Source organism: Chryseobacterium sp. GP-SGM7 (assembly GCF_049166575.1).
Taxonomy (GTDB): domain Bacteria; phylum Bacteroidota; class Bacteroidia; order Flavobacteriales; family Weeksellaceae; genus Chryseobacterium.
Map to the genome: position 1 here is coordinate 675,050 of NZ_JBMHFF010000002.1, position 19,081 is coordinate 694,130.

15 protein-coding genes are annotated in these 19,081 nt (G+C 35.7%); 6 read left to right on the forward strand and 9 right to left on the reverse strand.

The window, feature by feature from the left end; translation table 11 throughout:
- Positions 1-2: 2 nt before the first annotated feature.
- The gene (efp, locus tag ACOOWA_RS11825) at positions 3-569 is read left to right on the forward strand and encodes an elongation factor P (protein ID WP_267280124.1); all 567 of its coding nucleotides are present in this window, start codon (positions 3-5) and stop codon (positions 567-569) included.
- Positions 570-789: 220 nt separating this feature from the next.
- A complete protein-coding gene (locus tag ACOOWA_RS11830; protein ID WP_421375453.1) occupies positions 790-1,692 on the forward strand; it encodes an LpxD N-terminal domain-containing protein in 903 nt (300 codons plus the stop codon).
- 7 nt (positions 1,693-1,699) lie between these two features.
- Here the strand turns inward: ACOOWA_RS11830 and ACOOWA_RS11835 are convergent, their stop codons facing one another.
- The 5 genes from ACOOWA_RS11835 to ACOOWA_RS11855 all read right to left on the reverse strand — a co-directional run bounded on the left by ACOOWA_RS11835 (position 1,700) and on the right by ACOOWA_RS11855 (position 11,327).
- Positions 1,700-2,401 carry an IS1 family transposase gene (locus ACOOWA_RS11835; protein ID WP_421375454.1) on the reverse strand — a complete coding sequence of 234 codons (702 nt, stop codon included), beginning with the start codon at positions 2,399-2,401 and terminating at the stop codon, positions 1,700-1,702.
- Positions 2,402-2,743: 342 nt separating this feature from the next.
- On the reverse strand, positions 2,744-3,487 hold the full coding sequence (locus ACOOWA_RS11840; protein WP_421375456.1) for a hypothetical protein: 744 nt from the start codon (positions 3,485-3,487) through the stop codon (positions 2,744-2,746).
- Positions 3,488-3,495: 8 nt separating this feature from the next.
- Positions 3,496-6,816, reverse strand: a complete 3,321-nt coding sequence (locus ACOOWA_RS11845) for a DUF6443 domain-containing protein (protein ID WP_421375457.1) — start codon at positions 6,814-6,816, stop codon at positions 3,496-3,498.
- 46 nt (positions 6,817-6,862) lie between these two features.
- Positions 6,863-9,625, reverse strand: a complete 2,763-nt coding sequence (locus ACOOWA_RS11850; RefSeq protein ID WP_421375458.1) for a hypothetical protein — start codon at positions 9,623-9,625, stop codon at positions 6,863-6,865.
- Between the two features lie 7 nt (positions 9,626-9,632).
- Complete coding sequence (locus ACOOWA_RS11855) at positions 9,633-11,327, reverse strand: T9SS type A sorting domain-containing protein (protein ID WP_421375460.1); 1,695 nt, start codon at positions 11,325-11,327, stop codon at positions 9,633-9,635.
- A gap of 694 nt (positions 11,328-12,021) precedes the next feature.
- On the opposite strand from ACOOWA_RS11855, the gene ACOOWA_RS11860 reads away from it, so the two are divergent.
- Positions 12,022-12,693: a hypothetical protein gene (locus ACOOWA_RS11860; protein WP_421375461.1), complete on the forward strand. Its 672-nt coding sequence runs from the start codon at positions 12,022-12,024 to the stop codon at positions 12,691-12,693.
- A 182-nt stretch (positions 12,694-12,875) separates the two neighbouring features.
- Here ACOOWA_RS11860 and ACOOWA_RS11865 read toward each other — a convergent pair whose 3' ends face one another.
- Positions 12,876-13,097: a hypothetical protein gene (locus ACOOWA_RS11865; RefSeq protein WP_421375462.1), complete on the reverse strand. Its 222-nt coding sequence runs from the start codon at positions 13,095-13,097 to the stop codon at positions 12,876-12,878.
- Positions 13,098-13,522: 425 nt separating this feature from the next.
- On the opposite strand from ACOOWA_RS11865, the gene sucD reads away from it, so the two are divergent.
- Together sucD and ACOOWA_RS11875 are read left to right on the forward strand one after the other, a co-directional pair.
- Positions 13,523-14,395 carry a succinate--CoA ligase subunit alpha gene (gene sucD, locus ACOOWA_RS11870; protein WP_421375464.1) on the forward strand — a complete coding sequence of 291 codons (873 nt, stop codon included), beginning with the start codon at positions 13,523-13,525 and terminating at the stop codon, positions 14,393-14,395.
- A gap of 17 nt (positions 14,396-14,412) precedes the next feature.
- Positions 14,413-15,090: a porin family protein gene (locus ACOOWA_RS11875; protein WP_421375465.1), complete on the forward strand. Its 678-nt coding sequence runs from the start codon at positions 14,413-14,415 to the stop codon at positions 15,088-15,090.
- A gap of 69 nt (positions 15,091-15,159) precedes the next feature.
- On the opposite strand, the gene ACOOWA_RS11880 is transcribed toward ACOOWA_RS11875, so the two are convergent.
- The 3 genes from ACOOWA_RS11880 to ACOOWA_RS11890 form a co-directional block, all read right to left on the reverse strand.
- Positions 15,160-16,470, reverse strand: a complete 1,311-nt coding sequence (locus tag ACOOWA_RS11880) for an ABC transporter permease (RefSeq protein ID WP_421375467.1) — start codon at positions 16,468-16,470, stop codon at positions 15,160-15,162.
- Positions 16,471-16,474: 4 nt separating this feature from the next.
- Positions 16,475-17,386, reverse strand: a complete 912-nt coding sequence (locus ACOOWA_RS11885; protein ID WP_421375469.1) for an ABC transporter ATP-binding protein — start codon at positions 17,384-17,386, stop codon at positions 16,475-16,477.
- A gap of 101 nt (positions 17,387-17,487) precedes the next feature.
- On the reverse strand, positions 17,488-17,838 hold the full coding sequence (locus tag ACOOWA_RS11890) for a T9SS type A sorting domain-containing protein (protein ID WP_421375470.1): 351 nt from the start codon (positions 17,836-17,838) through the stop codon (positions 17,488-17,490).
- A gap of 119 nt (positions 17,839-17,957) precedes the next feature.
- Between ACOOWA_RS11890 and hemB the strand changes: the two genes are divergently transcribed.
- Positions 17,958-18,947 carry a porphobilinogen synthase gene (gene hemB / locus ACOOWA_RS11895; protein ID WP_421375471.1) on the forward strand — a complete coding sequence of 330 codons (990 nt, stop codon included), beginning with the start codon at positions 17,958-17,960 and terminating at the stop codon, positions 18,945-18,947.
- Positions 18,948-19,081 lie beyond the last annotated feature (134 nt).

Below are 19,081 nucleotides of genomic sequence, written 5' to 3' on the forward strand. Positions count from 1 at the left end.
ATATGGCAACAAGTAACGATATCAGAAAAGGTCTTTGCATCGAATTCAGCAATGATATTTTCAAAATTATTGAGTTTCTTCACGTAAAACCAGGTAAAGGCCCTGCTTTCGTAAGAACTAAAATGAAATCAGTAACCAACGGAAAAGTTTTAGATAATACTTTTTCTGCAGGTCACAAAATCGACGAAGTAAAAGTAATCACAAGAAAATTCCAGTATCTTTATGATGATGAGAATGGTTTCCACTTCATGAACAATGAAGATTTTTCTCAGTTATATTTAAATAAAGAAATGATTGAAAACTCAAACCTGATGAAAGCAGGTGAAGAAGTGACAATTATCTTGAAAGAAGCCGACGAAACTCCACTTTCTGCAGAATTACCGCAGTCTGTTTACTTAGAAGTTATCGAAGCAGATCCGGGTGTGAAAGGAAATACAGCAACCAATGCTTTGAAAAACGCCATCGTTGAAACAGGAGCAAGAGTAATGGTTCCTTTGTTTATCGAAGCTGGTGACAAAATTAAAGTGAGCACAGAAGACGGTTCTTACTTAGAAAGAGTAAAAGAGTAATCTCACACAATATTCAGGAGCTGAAAGCATAACAACTTTCAGCTTTTATTTTTTTATGGCAGCTTTTTCCGCCCTCCGTTCCCGCTTTTTTGCCTCCGCTTCGCTCCGGCAAAAAGAGCTCCACTCAGGTCGGGCTGCAATGGAGACCAAAATACAAAACTTGTCATCATTTCAAATTTTGACAAAATTGATTTAAACTAAAAAAACATCATTTAAAAATATGACGTTTCATCAGCCACAAAAACTAAAAACAATTGCAGAACTTATCGGAGCAAGGTTTATTGGTCCAGAAGATTTTCAGGTTTTTGGTACCAATGAGATTCACAGAGTAAAAGCAGGAGAAATTGTTTTCGTCAACCATCCGAAATATTACGACAAAGCATTAAATTCCGCTGCAACAATCATCTTAATTGATAAAGAAGTAGCGTGTCCGGAAGGAAAAGCACTTTTGGTTTCTGACGATCCTTTCAGAGATTTCAATAAAATCAATACCCATTTTACAAGAATTTATAATTTCACAGAAACTTTACACGACGTAGAAATAGGAGAGGGTACAAAAATTCACCCTTCTGCAGTTTTAGGAAATAATATTACCATCGGAAAAAATACGCTTATCTTCCCAAATGTTGTGATTGGCGACAGAACGGTGATTGGTGATAATGTGGTCATTCAATCCAATACCGTTTTAGGCGGCGACGCTTTCTATTACCGGAAATTAGACGGAAATTTTGACCGTTTAATTTCAGTAGGAAATGTCATTATCGAAAACAATGTAGAAATCGGAAATGGTTGTACCATTGACAGAGGTGTTACAGATTCCACAATCATTGGTGAAGGTTCAGTTTTAGATAACCAAATCCAAATCGGTCACGATACCATAATCGGAAAAAAATGCCTGATTGCTTCTCAGGTTGGTGTTGCAGGATGTTGCATCATCGGTGATGAGGTGACTTTATGGGGGCAGGTTGGTATTGCTTCCGGAAATCATATTGAAAGCGGTTCAGTACTTTTAGGCAAAACCGGAGTCAACAGAGATCTTAAAAAAGGTACTTACATAGGAATGTTTGCCGAAGATTATAAAACCTATCTGAAAAAAGAGGTGAAATTGAGAAATCTTGAGTAATTAAGGTTTACAAAATCCAGAAATAAATTTTCAAAATCGCTATTAATAGCAATCTGTTTTTACTAAAGCAGATTGTTTTTCTGTTTAGTCTTTTCAAATGTGTTCTTATATTCAGATTCATTCTTTCGATAGAATTTGTTCCAAATCTTTTTGTGCTGTGAATTTCTTTCTGAATTAAATATTGATAGTTTCTGAGTTTGTCGGTGTAAATCTTTTCAGGATTTGAATTGATTAAGGTTTTTATTACTGAGTTTAAAGTCTCATTGGTTCTTTTACCGATATGAAATCCTACGACTTTTTTAGTGTTTTTATTAATGGCATAAACGAGCCATTGCGGATTTGATTTCTTTCTGATGAAAAGTCTCATCTCGTCAAGTTCGTAAGCTTGATAATAACTGATTTTTGGTTGAGAGATTGTTTTGGCAATGGTAAGAATTCTTTTCAATAAAGTTGTTGCAGAAATTTTCAATATTCTTGCAGTGCTTCTTATTCCTAAACCTTCTTTTGTCAGCTGAATTATTTTATAGTTAAGATTTTTCTGATAAGCTCCATAACTGTAAAACTCTATAAATCTGTTCTTACAATTCTTGCAGATATATTGCTGTTTTTTAGTTTTTGTAGAGCCGTTTTTAATGATGTCTTTTGAATTGCATTTATTACAAATTCCACTATCACTAACTCTGATACACGAGGAATGATCTTCAGTCATTTAGATATGTTTTTATCTTCAAAAGTAAACAAGAGTAGGGAATGCCTACTCTTGTTTTAGTTATTTATTTTTAAATTAATATTGAAAATCAGTGAATTAAATTTTTCAAATCGCTCATCACTAACTCTGGAACATTACCAATATATTTTTCATTTTAATTGTTATTTTGAAGTTCCATATATATATATAAGAGTTGCTGGTTGATATATTTCTAAGAGATTCTTCATTTATATCTTCTATTGAATATGCTGTACCTGGATAACTGATCTTATCATAAGAATATCCTACTCTGTAAGCTTCAAGAACTTCTGCGCCTGTACCATTGTTGAAATATTTAAAAGATTATTTAACTTTTATCCATTCTTCACCTTGCCATTGCAGAGTATTTTTATCTTTTATGTACATAAAACTATGATCATATGGTTCAAACTCAAAAAAGCATTGGTCAAAATAAGGCAATTTAATAGTGAAATAATTGTTTTTATGTGTATCAAAGGTTTCATTAAATATTTTAAACATTATTCTACTTTTATATATTTTGCTTCCTGAAACAATAGCATCCAAAGTTAGATTAATAGAGTTTTCAATTGAAGGATCTGATCGCAAATATTTATTTTTAGGCAAAGATATGTGTAGCTTATCCGTAGTATACCATTCACCATAATTAAAATTGAATGTCATAGTAACTGGATGATAATCATTTGGGAATTCAACATCAAAATAAATACTGTCCTGTGAAAGTTTATTCTCCTGTTTCAGTTCATATTTAAAACCATCCTGTTTTATAATATAATCTTCACTTACCAGATCAATAACATCATTGCTGATTTTTGTCCATTTACCTTTAGAAGCTAAATCACATTGTTCGATCACAGGTGAAAAATTGGCTTGTGCATGATAAAGTAAATAGGTATTATCTTCATTTAACACAATTTTTTCATAATTTTTATCTGATAATGCCTGATAGATTTTATTTCCGTTCTTTAATTTATACGTACCTGAAACTTCATCTTTGGTTTGACCAACGGATGAAGTTGCCCAGAAAGATAAAATTATTATGCTTAAAAATTGAAGTAGATTTTTCATGTTAATTATTATTTTGGTGTTCCGTAAATGTATGAGCTACTAGTAGATAAGTTTATTAAAGATTCTTCATTTATGTCTTCTAACGAATAAACAGTACCTGGAAAACTGGTATTATCATAAGAATATCCTACTCTATAAGCTTCTACTTCATTAGCGTTATAATTCAACTTATTATTAATTTTTTTAGGTACATTTAGTAACTGACCTTTTGCATTAAATTTCATTCCTCCAGCTTCAAAACTTTGCCCGACATGTCTTATTTCATGTAATTTCATCGCAGTGGTTGTACCTTCTATATTAATCTTTTCTTTACCATTAGACCCTATCTTTTTAAAAACACTGTGTGTTCCATCTTTTTGTGAAGGACTAGCCAAATAAAATACTTCAGGTGCTTTACCAATAGCTTCAATATCTTTAATAGACTGTTCCATAAATCCAATCATTTTTCTATTTTCAGTGAGCTCTGTCGTAAGTTTAGACAATTGATTATCGCTTAAACCTCCTTTATCAATTTGATCTTGAATTTTATCAATTGCTTTTTGAAGCTTACTAATACGATTAGCAACAAACTTATTAAGGTTATCTTGCTCTTTTGGATCACCCCATGTCCTTCCATCCGGATCAACGAAACGTACAGAATTATTTGCTGAAAAAACATACGTACTCCATCTTCTTGTTTTCTCCGCTAATGGATCAACAACTCCCCATCTACCGATTTCCGGCATGTACATTCTTGCTCCATAATCACTCCATCCTGTTTCCTTTTGGAGTTCTTTATTGTTGTAGCCGTAACCGTAAGCAGGATTTCCAGCCAGTGCATTATACCCTTCATGCTTCATCCCAAAAGGATAATAGTTGTTTTCTTCAAGAACTTCTGCGCCTGTGCCATTGTTAAAATAGCTCAGCCTGATGTTTCCCAAATGGTCTGTATAGTTGTAAATATACTTATTATTTTCAAAATTGAAATACCCTTCCGAAGTAGGAACAAATTTCAGTGAAAACATGTCATCCGTTAACGCTTCGTACTGAAAACCGTCCAGATAATCTGTGGTTTTCTTTACATACATGCTGTTTTCGCTGTATTTGTGCTCTTTTCTCAGCTTCACACCGTCTGCACGGTAATAGCTGTACACATTTTCGTTTACCCATCTGTTTCTGCTGAAGTAGGTTCTGTCGAAAATCATATAGCTCGGCAGATTCAGGTAATTGTACTGTATATTCAGGATGCCTTTGTCCTTATGGGTTTTCATGTTTCCGTTGGCGTCATAGGTGATGGCATTTCCGGATACATCGGGGTAGCCTTTATAGTTTTGGGAAGTATCTGTCACGGTAATCAGCCTGTTGCTGAGATTGTTGTTGTCGTACGCATAAGCCAGCTGGTCGATCTGCTCTGCCATTCCCGATGCACCTTTGCCGTTTCTTTGGAGAGAGGTAATATTCCCGTTGAGGTCATACGCTATGGTTTCGTTGAAGAGGTTATTGGATGGTGTAGAAGAATTGGGTTCAGAATAGACGGCATTCTGTAATCTGCTCAGCGCATCATATTGGTAGGTGTATCTTCTCAGTACGCCGTCGTTGGCGGTTTTCCAGTCTATCTCTGCAATGTTGCCGTTGTATTTTGCAGAAGACTGCGGGGTAGTTACAGGGTTTTGGTATTTTACTTTATACCCGAAAAGCTTACCACCTAAGTTTGCAGGATCATTAATTTTCGTCATCCAACCACGGATGTTGTATGCGTAGTCTATACTCTGCAGGTTGTTTCCCACTTTTTTATTGCTCAGCTGAGAGAGCTCATTGAAGTTATTTTCGGTCAACAGAACCTGAGGCTGGTTATCTACCTGATGATAATGCTTCTTAAGCCTGTTTTGGGCGTCGTACTCAAAGCTTTGGGTAATTATTCTTTCCGTTGTATCTTCTTCCGACCTTTTGTGGTAGGTCTTGGTTTGCTGAGGGACTCCTGCAAAATCCAGTTGGGTTTCCGTTCTGGTATAGCCTCCCAAATGGTTGATGCTGTGTGATCCTATGGCTCTTCCTTTGGTATCATAGTAAGAGTAGTTTATCGTCCAGCTATGACCAATTTCTATGGTTTTCAGATAAGAAGCGAGAGGAAGGCTTTTGGTATTTTTCAGTGCCCCGTTTTCACCCGGCTGTTTCATCACTTCCTGTCCCATTAGCTGCGAAGGAAGAGCGGGGCTTCCTTCAGGATACGTGTCGTAATAATTGACAGAAAGCAGATCGTTGATTGCTGTAGGATATCCTGTATTGGTATAATATACATTTATCTCATGGGTAAATCCTACGGCAGTAGTTCTTGCAACGGTATTGCTTACTTCATTATCTGCATTGGTCTGTTCGGTGCTTCTTGTTCCTCCGGTGGCAATGCCGGTATAGGCAACCCTGCCGAATTTGTCGTATTTGGTAAAAAGCCATTTTCCGTTAGCTTCCAGATTGCTGTCACGGCTCATGATCGGTCTATTTTGTCGGTCATAGACCATATATTCCCATCCCTTACCCGGAATTTTCTTTTCCACAAGATTGTATTTCCCGTCGTATCGGTATTGATAGCAGAGTGCATCTAAGTTGGAGAGCGAGAGTGTAGGAGCATTGGATGCTAAAGGCGGAATCACATACGCCAGTTTATCATATTCGTTGTAAACGTAGTACGTATCTGCTTTGGTAGCGCCGAGCATTTTTCTCAGTAAAACCGTCTGTCCCCATCCGTTTTTAAACTCTATGGTGATATTTCCGTCTTCATCGGTTACGGTATTTTTCTGTAGCTGTCCGTCACCGAATATTCCGGATTCCGCAAGAGTAGTTTTAGTCGCTCCGTTTTCCCATGTGGTTAAAGTAGCAAACTTTTTTACGGCATCTGCAGAATTATTGGCATCATATCCGAAAGTTACGGGTTTGTTTGCCCAGTCATTTCCTGTATGTATCTGCTGCTGTATTCTTTCGAGTGGCGAGTTTTCGAGCACTTTTTCGGCATAGATCTTTTCGCTTCCGTAAATTGCGGATGCATTGGAGAGCGGAGAAGTATAGATCTCTCCGTTTTGTGTTGCGCTTTGCGGAATCGGAAGATAATCTTTTACCTGTCTTCCGAGTTGGTCGTATTCAATCGGGGTTACCACATCTTTTCCTGTGGGTGAAGCTTTTACACCAATAATCTGCTTAGGTCTTCCCAGATAATCAAAATATTGTATGGTCTCTGTTTTTCTGATGCAGTCTGCATCCAGGCAGGAGGTACTTTGGATATAGTTTTCTGTAGCAGTCTGCGCATGAGATAATCCCGCTACAAACGATAATAATATAAATAATGTGTGTTTTTTCATGTGATTTCAGATTAATTTAAAATTCAAAATCTAAAATTTAAATTGACTATGGTTTGTAGTTGTACTTGTATTTTTTGATGGTTTTACCATTTTCATCAATAATCTTATCCAGCCTTCCTGCGGTATCATACTGATAGATTTCTCTCACACCGGAAGGCGGTGTCATGCTTTTCATTCCTATAAGCACATCATATACATAGGTTGTAATCTGTGTATCAGCCAACGCAGGAAGATTTCTGAAAGCATCCAGAGCATTCACAAAAACCTGCTCAGAAGATGCATCCGTATCTGCATCAGATTTGGTAACGATGTCTGAAATATAAGCTGAAACCTGATCGTAGGTAAAGCCTTCTATTTTGGCAACAGGCTGGGTTTTGCCGTATCCCCAGACAACCGCTACAGGGATACCTTCTTTGGTGGTGTACTGCAGCAGATTTCCCTTGCTGTCATACTTATTGTAGGTAATCTCTGTAGAAATGATGTTCGTTCTTGCATCAAGAGCTGCAACAGAGGTAGGGAAAAGATGATTGGGATCGTCATACTTTGTTTCAGATTTAGAGATCAGTTTTCCTGTATCTGAAATATTTTTTTTCTTAATTACGGTTGCTTCCAGAGGTGTTCCAGTCATATTGGCAGCAATAAGTTTAAGATTGTTTTTCTCCAGAGGATATTGATAGGTAGTTTCCTGCACAGATCCGTCAGATGATATTATTCTTTCCAGATTGGTCTTAGAATTATGAATATTTCTTATTACCTCGCTGGAAGTTTCTGTATTTGCAGAGTTGTAGAACATTTTTGAGCGTATTTTCTCATCCTTTATCCATGTCGTTTTTACTGCAAAATTACCGTGAAAAGGTGCTACAAGATATTCGGGGCCGTTATATTCCTGAAAGGTATATTCAAAATTATCTTCCGATACTTTCTGATGAGAAGTATTGTATACTTCTTTTTTATCAAGAAGGCCTTCCCGTGTTACGGTATAATTTGGCCAGAAAGAATATGAAGTGAGCGGGTAATCATCCGGAGCTTTAAAATAATATTTCGTATACCCGTTACCACCGGAAATTTTCACATTTTTGTAAATAACGATGGGGTTTGCCATGTTGATTCCGTTAAGAGTACCTCCTTCTGTAAAATATCCGCTGGATAATGAAGGATTATCAAACCGTGTATATTCATATTCTTCTGTTTTTACCGGTACCGAAAAATTATTTACACTCGCATAGTCCAGATTAAAATATTTGATGTTTTTTATTCTCAAAAGCCCGTTTTCAGGAATCTGTACAGTAATCTGTGTAGGTGAACCGTCGTAATAGAAGGCTCTGAAGCTTACTGCATTGCTCAAAGTAAGTGCAGGATCCGGACTGCTTAAAGAGACATAATATTCTCCTGCTGTGAGCGTTCTTGTCTGTAAGACCGCATAGTTGGGATCAGGATCAAAAGCCGGTCCTACAGAAGTTACAGATTGATAATTGCTTCCTGTTTTTTTGTAGAAACTCAATGACCACGGATGCGCCGAAAGCTGTGCAGCGTAGATTTCTATATTGACTTCTTTATCCTGAGCAATGGTAAAGTAATATTTTTTGGTGGTGGTGTTGATCTGGTCAAAAGATACATTGGCAATGTCAATTTCCGGAGGCATTACTGTTTTTACTGTATCTCTGTAAAAATACGGCAGAAGATCAAAGTTGTATTCTACAGCTCCACCTGTAGACAGGCTCGATCTTCTTATTGCCTTGGCTGTAAGCTGTCCGCCACCGGTATCTGTACTTTGTATATCCTGATAGCTAAATCTCGATGTCTGAACTACATTTTGGCTACTGTCAAATTGTGTAAAAGAATTCAGCGTACGGTAAGGCGTGTAAGAATAATCAAACGTATATTTTTTTACAGTAGTATTGCCGGGAGTTTTTATAAAAATATTTTTGATGCTGAAGATATCATTCTTTTTATGGTGGGTTTCATCTTTATCATAGTTGATCTCTACCACAGCCCGGTCTTTTATTTCGATGCGGGTCAGTTTGTTGGTTTCAGATTCTGAAAACTGAGTCCCCATACCTAGCGGATATTTTATATCTGTAAGATAAGTATACTTTACAATCTCCTGATTATCCGGGTCGAGTATTGTACTGAGAAAAAATACGCTTCTATATCTTTTATTACTGTATACAGCACCATGATTAAAGGTTGTTCCCAAAAATACATTCATGGTCGAGATGTTATAATTCTGAAACTTAAATTTAATTCCTTCATCATTGGTGATCGTAAAAGAATCAAATACCAAGGTGGCTGTATTGCCTGTTCTGGTATATTCTATCTTCGCATTATAGGGTGAAAGCTTGATGATCTGGAAAGTATTGTTGGCAATATCTCTTATCACTCTAAATTTTCCGGACTCCCCCGGAATATTAAAATTATAAATATCGTCGAACGGATTTTTAACGTAATGCATATTAGATGCATCCTCAAATGATTCATCAAAATCACCCATGATCTCTCTTGATATGCTTCCCGATCCCAATAGAGACCAACCCAGACCGGTATCGCTCGCCCATGCATCCTGAGTAATGTTTCCGGTATGATAGCTCAGCCCTAAGTTTATATTGATAGATTTACTATTTGTTGGCAGGTTTATCAATGGATATGATATATTAGGTATCCCCGTTTGTATAGATACAGGAACATTAGCATAAGTAGCCATTGATGACACAGAAGGTACAGGCTGATTTACTCCCGTATTAAGGCTTTGAGACTGGCTGTGAAACAAGTTGCCTATAAAAGCCAATATCAATAATGAATATTTTCTCATAAGTGTTTTATTTTTTAATCAATTTAGCATTCGCAGTTTTCTCATTATCCGTTTTCACCACAATCAGGTAAGCTCCCTGAATCAGATTCTGCGTATTTATTTTAGTCACTTTATTCTTAGTCTTCAGACTCTGAAGCTGCCTTCCGCCCATATCATATATCGTGATATCTGCCTCAAACGCTCCATCTCTCAAGCCCTCAAACCCAATCTCTACATAACAGTAATCACTCACCGGATTCGGATAGATCTTAATATCCTGCTTTTCGATCAACTGGTCAATCTGGCTGTCTCCCAGTTTTACAATCTTCCAGTTTTCTTTTCCGAGTTCTTCAGCACTCGTTCCCGCCAAAACAATCGAACCGTCTTTATTCATTTTCAGATCAGAAAGTCTCTCTTCCTTCTTTCTCGATTCTCCTTTTACGTGTTTTCTCCACTGCTCATTCCCGTTATTGTCTACATACAGCATCCAAAAAGTTTCATCATCAGCTTCTATTCTTCCTTCGGCTTGCGTATAGCCTCCCAACAATATTCCTTTGATTGGACTTACTCCCTTCACCCCGCTTCCGGCATCCCGCATCCCATTGATCACATTCATGCCCATCAGAATATCACGGTTTTTGAAATTATAGGATTTCTGCCACTGTTCTTCGCCTCTTGCATCTAAAGAAATCAACCAGACATCCGTTCCTTCTTCAATTCCTACGGTTTTATTTCCTGATCTTTCCGATCTCGATTCACCACCAATGATATATCCTGATGAAGTAAAAGCCATCGATCTCAAATGATCATCGCCTTTTCCTCCGAAATTCTTTTCCCATTCCACTTTTCCGTCTTTGTTAAGCTTCACGATCCAGAAATCGCCTTCGCCGAAATTGTTGGTAGATTTCGGATGAGTAATAGGTAATGGGTAATTAGTAATATCCGATGAGCCTCCTTTTGCATTCGAATTGCCATTACTCATTACTGATTGCTTATTATTCATAGATGAAGCTCCGCTTCTCGAGTACATCCCAAGCAACGCTCCACCATCCGGAGTGGGAATGATTTTTTCCACCTCATCCAGTCCTCTTCCTCCTAAAATTAATTCTGAAAGCACTTTCCCGTTTTTATCCAGTGTGGTTACCGTGACATCTTTAGATCCAAAACCGTTGGAAGAATTCTGTACATTTCCTGCCACCATAAATCCGAAATTCGTGGTTTGAATGACAGATTTAGCTTCTTCATCCTGTGATGTTCCCAAAGTTTTCTGCCAGAGTTCATCCCCAAATTCGTTGATTCTGATCAGCCAGATATCAGATCCGCCTTTAGAATCTTCTTTTTTGTCTAAGCCTTTGTTTGAAAATGAAGTTCCACATAGAAGAAATCCACCTTCCTGTGTAGCCACCGTTGCCGATAGAAAGTCATGATTCTGTCCCGAGAAATATTTTTCCCAGACTTCCTGACCTTGCTGATTGAGTTTTACGAGATGGAAATCGTAACCGTTGTTTTGTTTTGAGGTTGCAGTTGAACTTCCGGAACCAAGCTTCCCGCTTCCTGCCTGTATGCTGCTTCCCGTAATCAGGTATTGCTGATCGATTGTTGTGGTGACTTGTGAAAGAAAATCCTGGGTATTGGATTTGATGTCTTTCTGCCACAAAACTTCCTGAGCTGAAAAGCCCGTGACGGTACATAATAAGAATGCACTCATGTAGAATTTTTTCATTATTTGAGTTTTTTATGATTATTAAATTTTTGCTAATATAAAAATATATTTATTTTCTACTATGAGGAAAACCATAAGGTTGATTAAAAATTGATGATTTTTTAATTTTAAAAGTTCTTTTCTCATTTCATTTGTTTTTATGTTTTCAACTTCCTTAATGCAAATGTCAATCTACAATGCGACAGAAAGTGACGTATTATTTTTAATTGAAATTTATCACCGTTACTTATATAGAAAATAGAAAGGCGTGGAGCTATATCTACTGTCTTGGAGGTACTGGTATACCTAAATGAACAAATAGACAAGTCCACGCCAAGCGTGAACATTGCTATTCTTGTTCATTTTGAAAATTACCAGTTTACCAAGACAAGAAAGCGAATGCTTTTATATTTTTTTCGTTAAAATCTGCGGCTAATATATAAATATTTTTTAAAATCAAAAATAATGTGATTCGGTAAATAAAAATCGAAAAGAACCCAATTTACAAACCTCTTTTTGTTATCAATTAATATAAAAATGTGATTTAGATTTACTTGTGATATTGGCTAAATAATAAGGTTTAATGTAAAATAAGTTTTAATTGTAATTATCAATTCAATCGGTAAATGTTAAAATTGATGAGTTTTTTATATCGTTAGTGTTGTGTATGTAAAAATACTTTCTATATTTGTTGTTATAATTAAAATAAAACACAATGACGACAAAACAATCCAACAAACTGGATATGGCGAAAACGCTTAAACAGTTTTTTTCAACCGAACAATCAAAATATACAGGTAATAACCCTCTTACTGCAAGAATTGCCGAACTGAATACCATCGTAAGTAATTTGGACGCTATTGCTACATTACAGACAACAGATACTACCGCAAATACTGGCTTAAAGACAGACGCAAGATTATTGATGATTGACTTTACAGTAGCATACGCCAATACGGCAGCAGATTATTTTGATGATAAAGACAGTCCTCTAGCCAAACAGCTTACCACAAACAAATCTAAGATTAAAAATATGACCGGTGTTGAAGCAAAAATTTATTGCAATAAGCTTTATACTACAGTCAATGAAAATACAGCAGATCTCGATCCCGATTATGTGACTGCTACAGAAATGCAGGATTGGCTTACCGCCATCAATAATTTTGATGCCAAAGCATACGACGCGGGAGTAAGCATAGATTCTACACAAAATGCAACGCAGAATCTTGAAATAGAATTTAAAAAGCTGAATATCTGTTTGCAGAAGCTGGACAGACTGATGAAAAAATACGATGTTCTCAACCAGTCATTTCACAGAAACTACAAGATTTCCCGAAAAATTTCCAACCTGGGAACCCGTCATAACAATGAGTCAAAACCTCAGTAATAATTTACAGCCTGATTATTGATCAGGCTTTTTTATTCATAACTGGTTGTGCATTTCTAATCCTTGTCTTTAAAAAAATAAGTGAAACGGCTTTGTTTATCTTTAATATCAGTGTTTTTTAATTGTTGGTGAAAGCAAAGTTTTTACAGAAATATCTTTTTGAGATAAGAATCGCTATTTGTCTACATCAAATCTTCAAAATATACAATAGGATATGTATATTTATTCAAAATACCAATCAGATATCTTTCCGAAGCAGAGAGATCATATGCTTTACTGTACAGATGATTTTCCGAAACGTACAGATAGCATTCTTCATCAAACAGATAGCTTTCAGAACCGTCCGGATGATTTCCCACATCAGACAAATGACATTCTGACCAAAACATTTTACATTCCGACACAATAAGTTGTTATTCTGATATGAACAGTTAACATTCCGTAATATGCATCTCATATTCCGAAACATTTACATATAAAAAACAAACGGCAAGGAAACTATTGTTCAAAATTCTCTTTGTTTCCGAATCTTAAAGATGTAAACTATAATTTTTTTTATGATCACTTCATTAAATTTATGCAGGAAAAAGTAAATTTATTATGTTTGTATTTTGATAATCAATATCTTAAATAAAGTTAGGTTTGAGTTTTTAATATCTCTGTTTAAGTCTGGAAATAAAGCACCCAAATTTTCTGAATATTAGTACTCTATTTATTTTATGTAATGTGATAAAGATTAGTATAAAGGTTTTATATGAAATCAAAGAAAAATAAGTAAATTTGTGAGCATTAATAAATAGATAAGAAAATAAATTTAAAAAACAATAAAATGTCAATTTTAGTAAACAAAGATTCTAAAGTAATTGTACAAGGATTTACTGGTAACGAAGGTACTTTCCACGCAGGTCAGATGATTGAATACGGAACAAACGTAGTAGGTGGTGTTACTCCGGGGAAAGGAGGAAGCGAGCACTTGGGTAAGCCTGTTTTCAATACGGTTGCTGATGCTGTTGCAAAAGCTGGAGCAAACGTAAGTATTATTTTCGTACCACCTGCATTTGCTGCAGATGCTATCATGGAAGCTGCTGAAGCGGGTATCAAAGTAATCGTTTGTATTACAGAAGGTATTCCTGTTGCAGATATGGTGAAAGTAAAATCTTATATCGCTGACAAAGACTGTAGACTGATCGGGCCAAACTGTCCTGGAATCATCACTTCTGATGAAGCTAAAATTGGTATTATGCCAGGTTTCGTTTTCAAAGCAGGTAAAGTAGGTATCGTTTCAAAATCCGGAACTTTAACGTATGAAGCAGCTGATCAGGTTGTAAGAGCGGGTTACGGAATTTCTACCGCAATCGGAATCGGTGGTGACCCAATCATTGGTACTACAACGAAAGAAGCTTTAGAATTATTCATCAATGATCCTGAAACTGAGGCCGTTGTAATGATCGGAGAAATCGGTGGCGGTCTTGAAGCTGAAGCTGCAAGATGGTATAAAGCGAGTGGTTCTACAAAACCTGTTGTAGGTTTCATCGCAGGACAAACTGCTCCTAAAGGAAGAACAATGGGACACGCGGGTGCAATCGTTGGAGGTGATGAAGATACGGCTCAGGCTAAAATGGAAATCATGAGAGAAAACGGTATTACTGTTGTAGATTCCCCTGCAGATATCGGTTCTACTGTAGCAAAAATCTTAGGATAAATTATAACAAATACGATATGAAAAAAATTTTATTAACATCTGCTTTGGCTTTCTCTGTTTTATCTTTCGCCCAGATTGATTTACGAAACACAAGATTTGGTCTTATAGCAGGTGGAAACTATTCAAGAGTTAGTAATGCCCACAATCCTTCAGGCGGAAAATTCGGTTTTCAGGGTGGTGTTTTGGCTTTAATTCCTATGGGAAATGCAGACCAGTTTTATCTGCAGCCGGAAGTAACTTACTACGGTGCGGGTGAATCTGGTAAAAATAAAGATTCTAAAAATGCCGATGGTTACAATGCGGTATATGCAAATAATTATTTAAGCGTTCCTGTGTATTTTAAAGGATATTTTTCTGAGGCAGAATCAGAATTCTTTGGATTAATAGGTCCTAGATTCAATTTTTTGCTAAGCCAGAATGTTAAGAATCCACCGGTGAGCAGACCTTACTATGATCCTGATGTTACGGTTCCTGAATATCCGAAGATTAATGGTAAAGCAAACAGTTTTAACTTTGCCATCGGAGCAGGTATAGGATACAGCTATAAAAGACAATTGGAAATTGCCGTAAAATATGATTTAGGACTTTCGAATACATATCCTAATCTGGTTGAAAGCTTCACGCAGGATCCTGATGCTGCAAAAAAGAAGTCTGAGCAGGTTTTAAGCGTAACTTTAAGTTATATTTTTGAATAAAATTTTTTCAAATCAAACAAAAACTCCCGAAACGCAATTGTTTCGGGAGTTTTTTTTAAATGACTTTTATTAATTTTTAATCCACTTCCAAATTTCCTTTAAGGTCGCTTTATTTCCATACATCAAAATACCGACTCTATAGATTTTTCCGGCAAGGAAAATCATGAATATTGTTGTTCCTAAAAGCAATCCGATAGACAAAGCAATTTGCCATGCCGGAACTCCAAACGGAATTCTTGCCACCATGGCAACAGGCGAAGTGAATGGAATGATAGACATCCAGAAGCCAACAGGTCCATCAGGATTATTGATCACAGAAATACTTCCATACATTCCTAAAGTAAGAGGAAGAATAGCAAACAAAGTGAATTGCTGAGTCTCGGTTTCGTTATCAACTGCAGAACCAATTGCTGCATAAACTGAACTGTAAAACATATATCCCAAAAGGAAAAATATAATAAATACAAAAATAATTAGAGGAAAATTCATTTCCAGTAAACTGTGCGAAGCTTGAGTAGCAATCTGAGCAATATCGAGCTTACTCATCATTTCCTCATTTCCACCGGGAATGGTCTTTTGAAGCGACGAGAAACCTGTGTTTAGCACCAATGCTCCAATAACTGACATTGTAATCCAAACGATAAATTGAGTTAAAGCAACCAGTGTTACTCCCAAAATTTTTCCCATCATCAGTTCGAAAGGTTTCACAGAAGAGATTATTATTTCAACAACTCGATTGTTTTTTTCCTCTAAAACGCTACGCATTACACGAACTCCATAAATTAGAATAAACATAAATGTCACGTACATCAAAACCATACTCAAAACACTTTTTACGCCAAAAGCCAAGTCAGAATCTTCTTTATTATCTTCAGAAACATTGATTGTTTTTAAACTAAAACTTTGATCTAAATTTTCAAGTTGAGCTTCCTGAATTCCAAGTTGTTTAATTTTTTCTTTTTTGATGACATTCGTAATGTCGGAAATAATATGTTGCTTCGTATCAAGACCAATTTTGGTATTTACCACAAGTCTTGAGTTTTTTCCAATATCATCAAGATTATTCCCTGATAAAGCAGGAAGAATTAAGATTCCGTCTAGATTTTCATTGCCTTTTAGGTTTTTAACTTTTGCATTTTCTTCAGCAGCGGGAATAAAAACATAGTTGATCTTATCGTCAGATTTAAGCTGTCCTTTAAACAATCCGCTGTTATCGACCACTTCAATCATGTTGTGAGATTCGTTGGCTTTAAACATAAATCCGATCACCGCTCCGAAAGCAATAATCATTAAAGGAGCTAATAAAGTAAGTATTATGAAAGATTTTTTCTTAACCTGAGTAAGAAATTCTCTTTTTGTAATTAATAAAATATTGTTCATAAAATTAAGAGTTATTGCTTACCGCATTAATAAATACCTCATTCATGCTCGGAATTTTTTCATCAAAAGACCTTACTTTTCCTACATGAACCAAATCTAATAGTATAGTATTTTGGTCAGCTTCATTTTTTAAATCAAATGAAATCAGATTGTTTTCATTAGTCATGTTAAAAATTTCGTATTTGTCTTTAAAATGACCAAACTGGTTATCATTCACCTCAGATAAAGTAACTCCAAAAATATTTTTCTTAAATTTTTCACGAACATCAAAGACTTTTCCGTCAATAATTTTTTTAGAATTATTAATTAAAGCTACGTAATCACACATTTCTTCAACACTTTCCATTCTATGCGTTGAAAGAATAATAGTCGTTCCGTTATTTTTAAGTTCGATGATTTGATCTTTTATTAAATTGGCATTTACAGGATCAAAACCGGAAAAAGGTTCGTCTAAAATCAAAAGATGAGGTCTGTGAAGAACAGTTACAACGAACTGTATCTTCTGAGCCATTCCTTTTGAAAGTTCAGATAGTTTTTTCTTCCACCATTGATCAATATTTAGCTTATCAAACCATTTCTTGGCTTCATTCAGAGCATCACTTTTTTTCATTCCTTTCAGTTCCCCGAAATAGAGAATCTGATCTCCGACACTCATATTTTTATAAAGACCACGTTCTTCCGGCATATAACCGATGTCTTTGATATGATTAGGATTAAGTTTTTCCCCATTGATTAAAACTTCTCCCGAATCGGCTTGTGTAATCTGATTGATAATTCTGATGAAAGATGTTTTTCCCGCTCCGTTTGGTCCTAGAAGACCGTAAATACTTCCTGTCGGGACGTTGATGCTAAAATCATCCAATGCTGTTTTTTTTCCTGCATTGTAGGTTTTAGTAATATGTTCAGCTTTTAGCATTAAATTGTTTTTATAGTTAGTATAAAAATATCCCGAAAGTTACGGAATTAAAGAGAATTTTGCTAAAAGAAAAAATCCTGATGTTGATCAGGATTTTGGTATTATTGTTTTACTATTTGAGTAACTTTTTGAGTATTATCGCTTAGGATATATCGTATTAAATATTTTCCTGGCTTCAATCTCTGAATATTTATTTCGGAAGTATTGCTGTTTACATTGTAAGTTGCAACCTGAGTTCCTAATATAGAATAAAATGTAACGTTTTTTATTTTTAAAGCAGAATCTTTTGCTTTCACCATTAAAAAGTCTTTTGCAGGATTGGGATACGCAGTAAGTACGCCGTCATCCGACTTTTGGGAAATAGAATTTGGCTCTTTTATTTGCGCTTTCAAATTACCGGAAAACCCGATAGAAGCTGTAATAAAGATAAATAAAAGTAAAAGTTTTCTCATCAACGTAAAGTTTGCATAAATATTACTAACAAAAATAATAAATTATATAATTCTCCGCAATAGTTTTTTATATAACTTATATTAAATTTGCAATAAATTATTCAAAAAGTATTCCAAAGATGATATATTCTAGAAACAGAAGACTAAGAGTGAGTGAATCGATGAGAGGTTTGGTGAGAGAATGTAATCTTTCAGTCAGTGATTTTGTAATGCCGGTTTTTGTGATGGAAGGTGAAAATAAGGAAGAAGCCATCGCTTCAATGCCTGGAATTTTCAGACGAAGTATTGATTTGACAGTAAAAGAGTGTAAAGAATTATTTTCCCTGGGCGTAAAATCGGTCAACCTTTATATGAAAGTTTCTGATCATTTGAAAGATAACACCGGAAAGGAAGCTTGGAACAAAGATGGCTTAATGCAAAACACGATCAAAGCAATTAAAGATGCTGTTCCTGAAATGGTGATTATGCCTGATGTAGCTTTAGATCCTTATTCAATTTATGGTCACGACGGAATTATTGAAAACGGAAAAATCGTCAACGATGCTACCAATGATGCTTTAGCAAAAATGGCTGTGTCGCATGCAGAAGCCGGAGCAGACATTGTGGCACCAAGTGATATGATGGATGGCAGAGTTTTGGCAATTCGTGAAGCGTTGGAAGAGAGCGGTTTCCATGATGTGGGAATTTTAAGTTATGCTGCAAAATATGCAAGTTCATTTTACGGGCCATTCAGAAGTGCTTTAGACAGCGCGCCAAAAGACGATATGGAAATTCCGAAAGATAAAAAAACATATCAGATGGATTTTCACAATTCCCGCGAAGCTTTAAATGAGGTTTTCAAAGATGTGGAAGAAGGTGCAGATATTATTATGATTAAACCGGGTCTTCCTTATTTAGATATTGTAGCAAAAGTACGTGAAGCAATTGATTTGCCGATTGCAGTTTACAATGTAAGCGGAGAATATGCAATGTTAAAAGCAGCAGCTCAAAACGGTTGGCTGGATAACGATAAAGCGATCATCGAAAGTTTAACGTGTTTCAAAAGAGCAGGAGCAGACATGATTTTTACGTATGCTGCAAAAGAAGCTGCGATTCTTTTAAATAAATAACATTTACCACAAAAGTCACAAAAGATTTTTCAGTTTTAAAAACTGAATGAAGAAAAGTTCACATAAGTAATTCTTTGAAACTTATGTGAACTTTTTTTATTTCAAAATAAATAAACTTTATTGTTTTGTTACTT

What these genes read in the sequence shown, in the direction of transcription:
- ACOOWA_RS11840 (WP_421375456.1), bottom strand. Translation starts at nt 3,487, where the DNA reads ATGAAAAATCTACTTCAATTTTTAAGCATAATAATTTTATCTTTCTGG.
- ACOOWA_RS11835 (WP_421375454.1), bottom strand. Translation starts at nt 2,401, where the DNA reads ATGACTGAAGATCATTCCTCGTGTATCAGAGTTAGTGATAGTGGAATT.
- ACOOWA_RS11850 (WP_421375458.1), bottom strand. Translation starts at nt 9,625, where the DNA reads ATGAGAAAATATTCATTATTGATATTGGCTTTTATAGGCAACTTGTTT.
- ACOOWA_RS11830 (WP_421375453.1), top strand. Translation starts at nt 790, where the DNA reads ATGACGTTTCATCAGCCACAAAAACTAAAAACAATTGCAGAACTTATC.
- sucD (WP_421375464.1), top strand. Translation starts at nt 13,523, where the DNA reads ATGTCAATTTTAGTAAACAAAGATTCTAAAGTAATTGTACAAGGATTT.
- ACOOWA_RS11880 (WP_421375467.1), bottom strand. Translation starts at nt 16,470, where the DNA reads ATGAACAATATTTTATTAATTACAAAAAGAGAATTTCTTACTCAGGTT.
- ACOOWA_RS11845 (WP_421375457.1), bottom strand. Translation starts at nt 6,816, where the DNA reads ATGAAAAAACACACATTATTTATATTATTATCGTTTGTAGCGGGATTA.
- ACOOWA_RS11885 (WP_421375469.1), bottom strand. Translation starts at nt 17,386, where the DNA reads ATGCTAAAAGCTGAACATATTACTAAAACCTACAATGCAGGAAAAAAA.
- ACOOWA_RS11890 (WP_421375470.1), bottom strand. Translation starts at nt 17,838, where the DNA reads ATGAGAAAACTTTTACTTTTATTTATCTTTATTACAGCTTCTATCGGG.
- ACOOWA_RS11875 (WP_421375465.1), top strand. Translation starts at nt 14,413, where the DNA reads ATGAAAAAAATTTTATTAACATCTGCTTTGGCTTTCTCTGTTTTATCT.
- hemB (WP_421375471.1), top strand. Translation starts at nt 17,958, where the DNA reads ATGATATATTCTAGAAACAGAAGACTAAGAGTGAGTGAATCGATGAGA.
- ACOOWA_RS11860 (WP_421375461.1), top strand. Translation starts at nt 12,022, where the DNA reads ATGACGACAAAACAATCCAACAAACTGGATATGGCGAAAACGCTTAAA.
- ACOOWA_RS11855 (WP_421375460.1), bottom strand. Translation starts at nt 11,327, where the DNA reads ATGAAAAAATTCTACATGAGTGCATTCTTATTATGTACCGTCACGGGC.
- efp (WP_267280124.1), top strand. Translation starts at nt 3, where the DNA reads ATGGCAACAAGTAACGATATCAGAAAAGGTCTTTGCATCGAATTCAGC.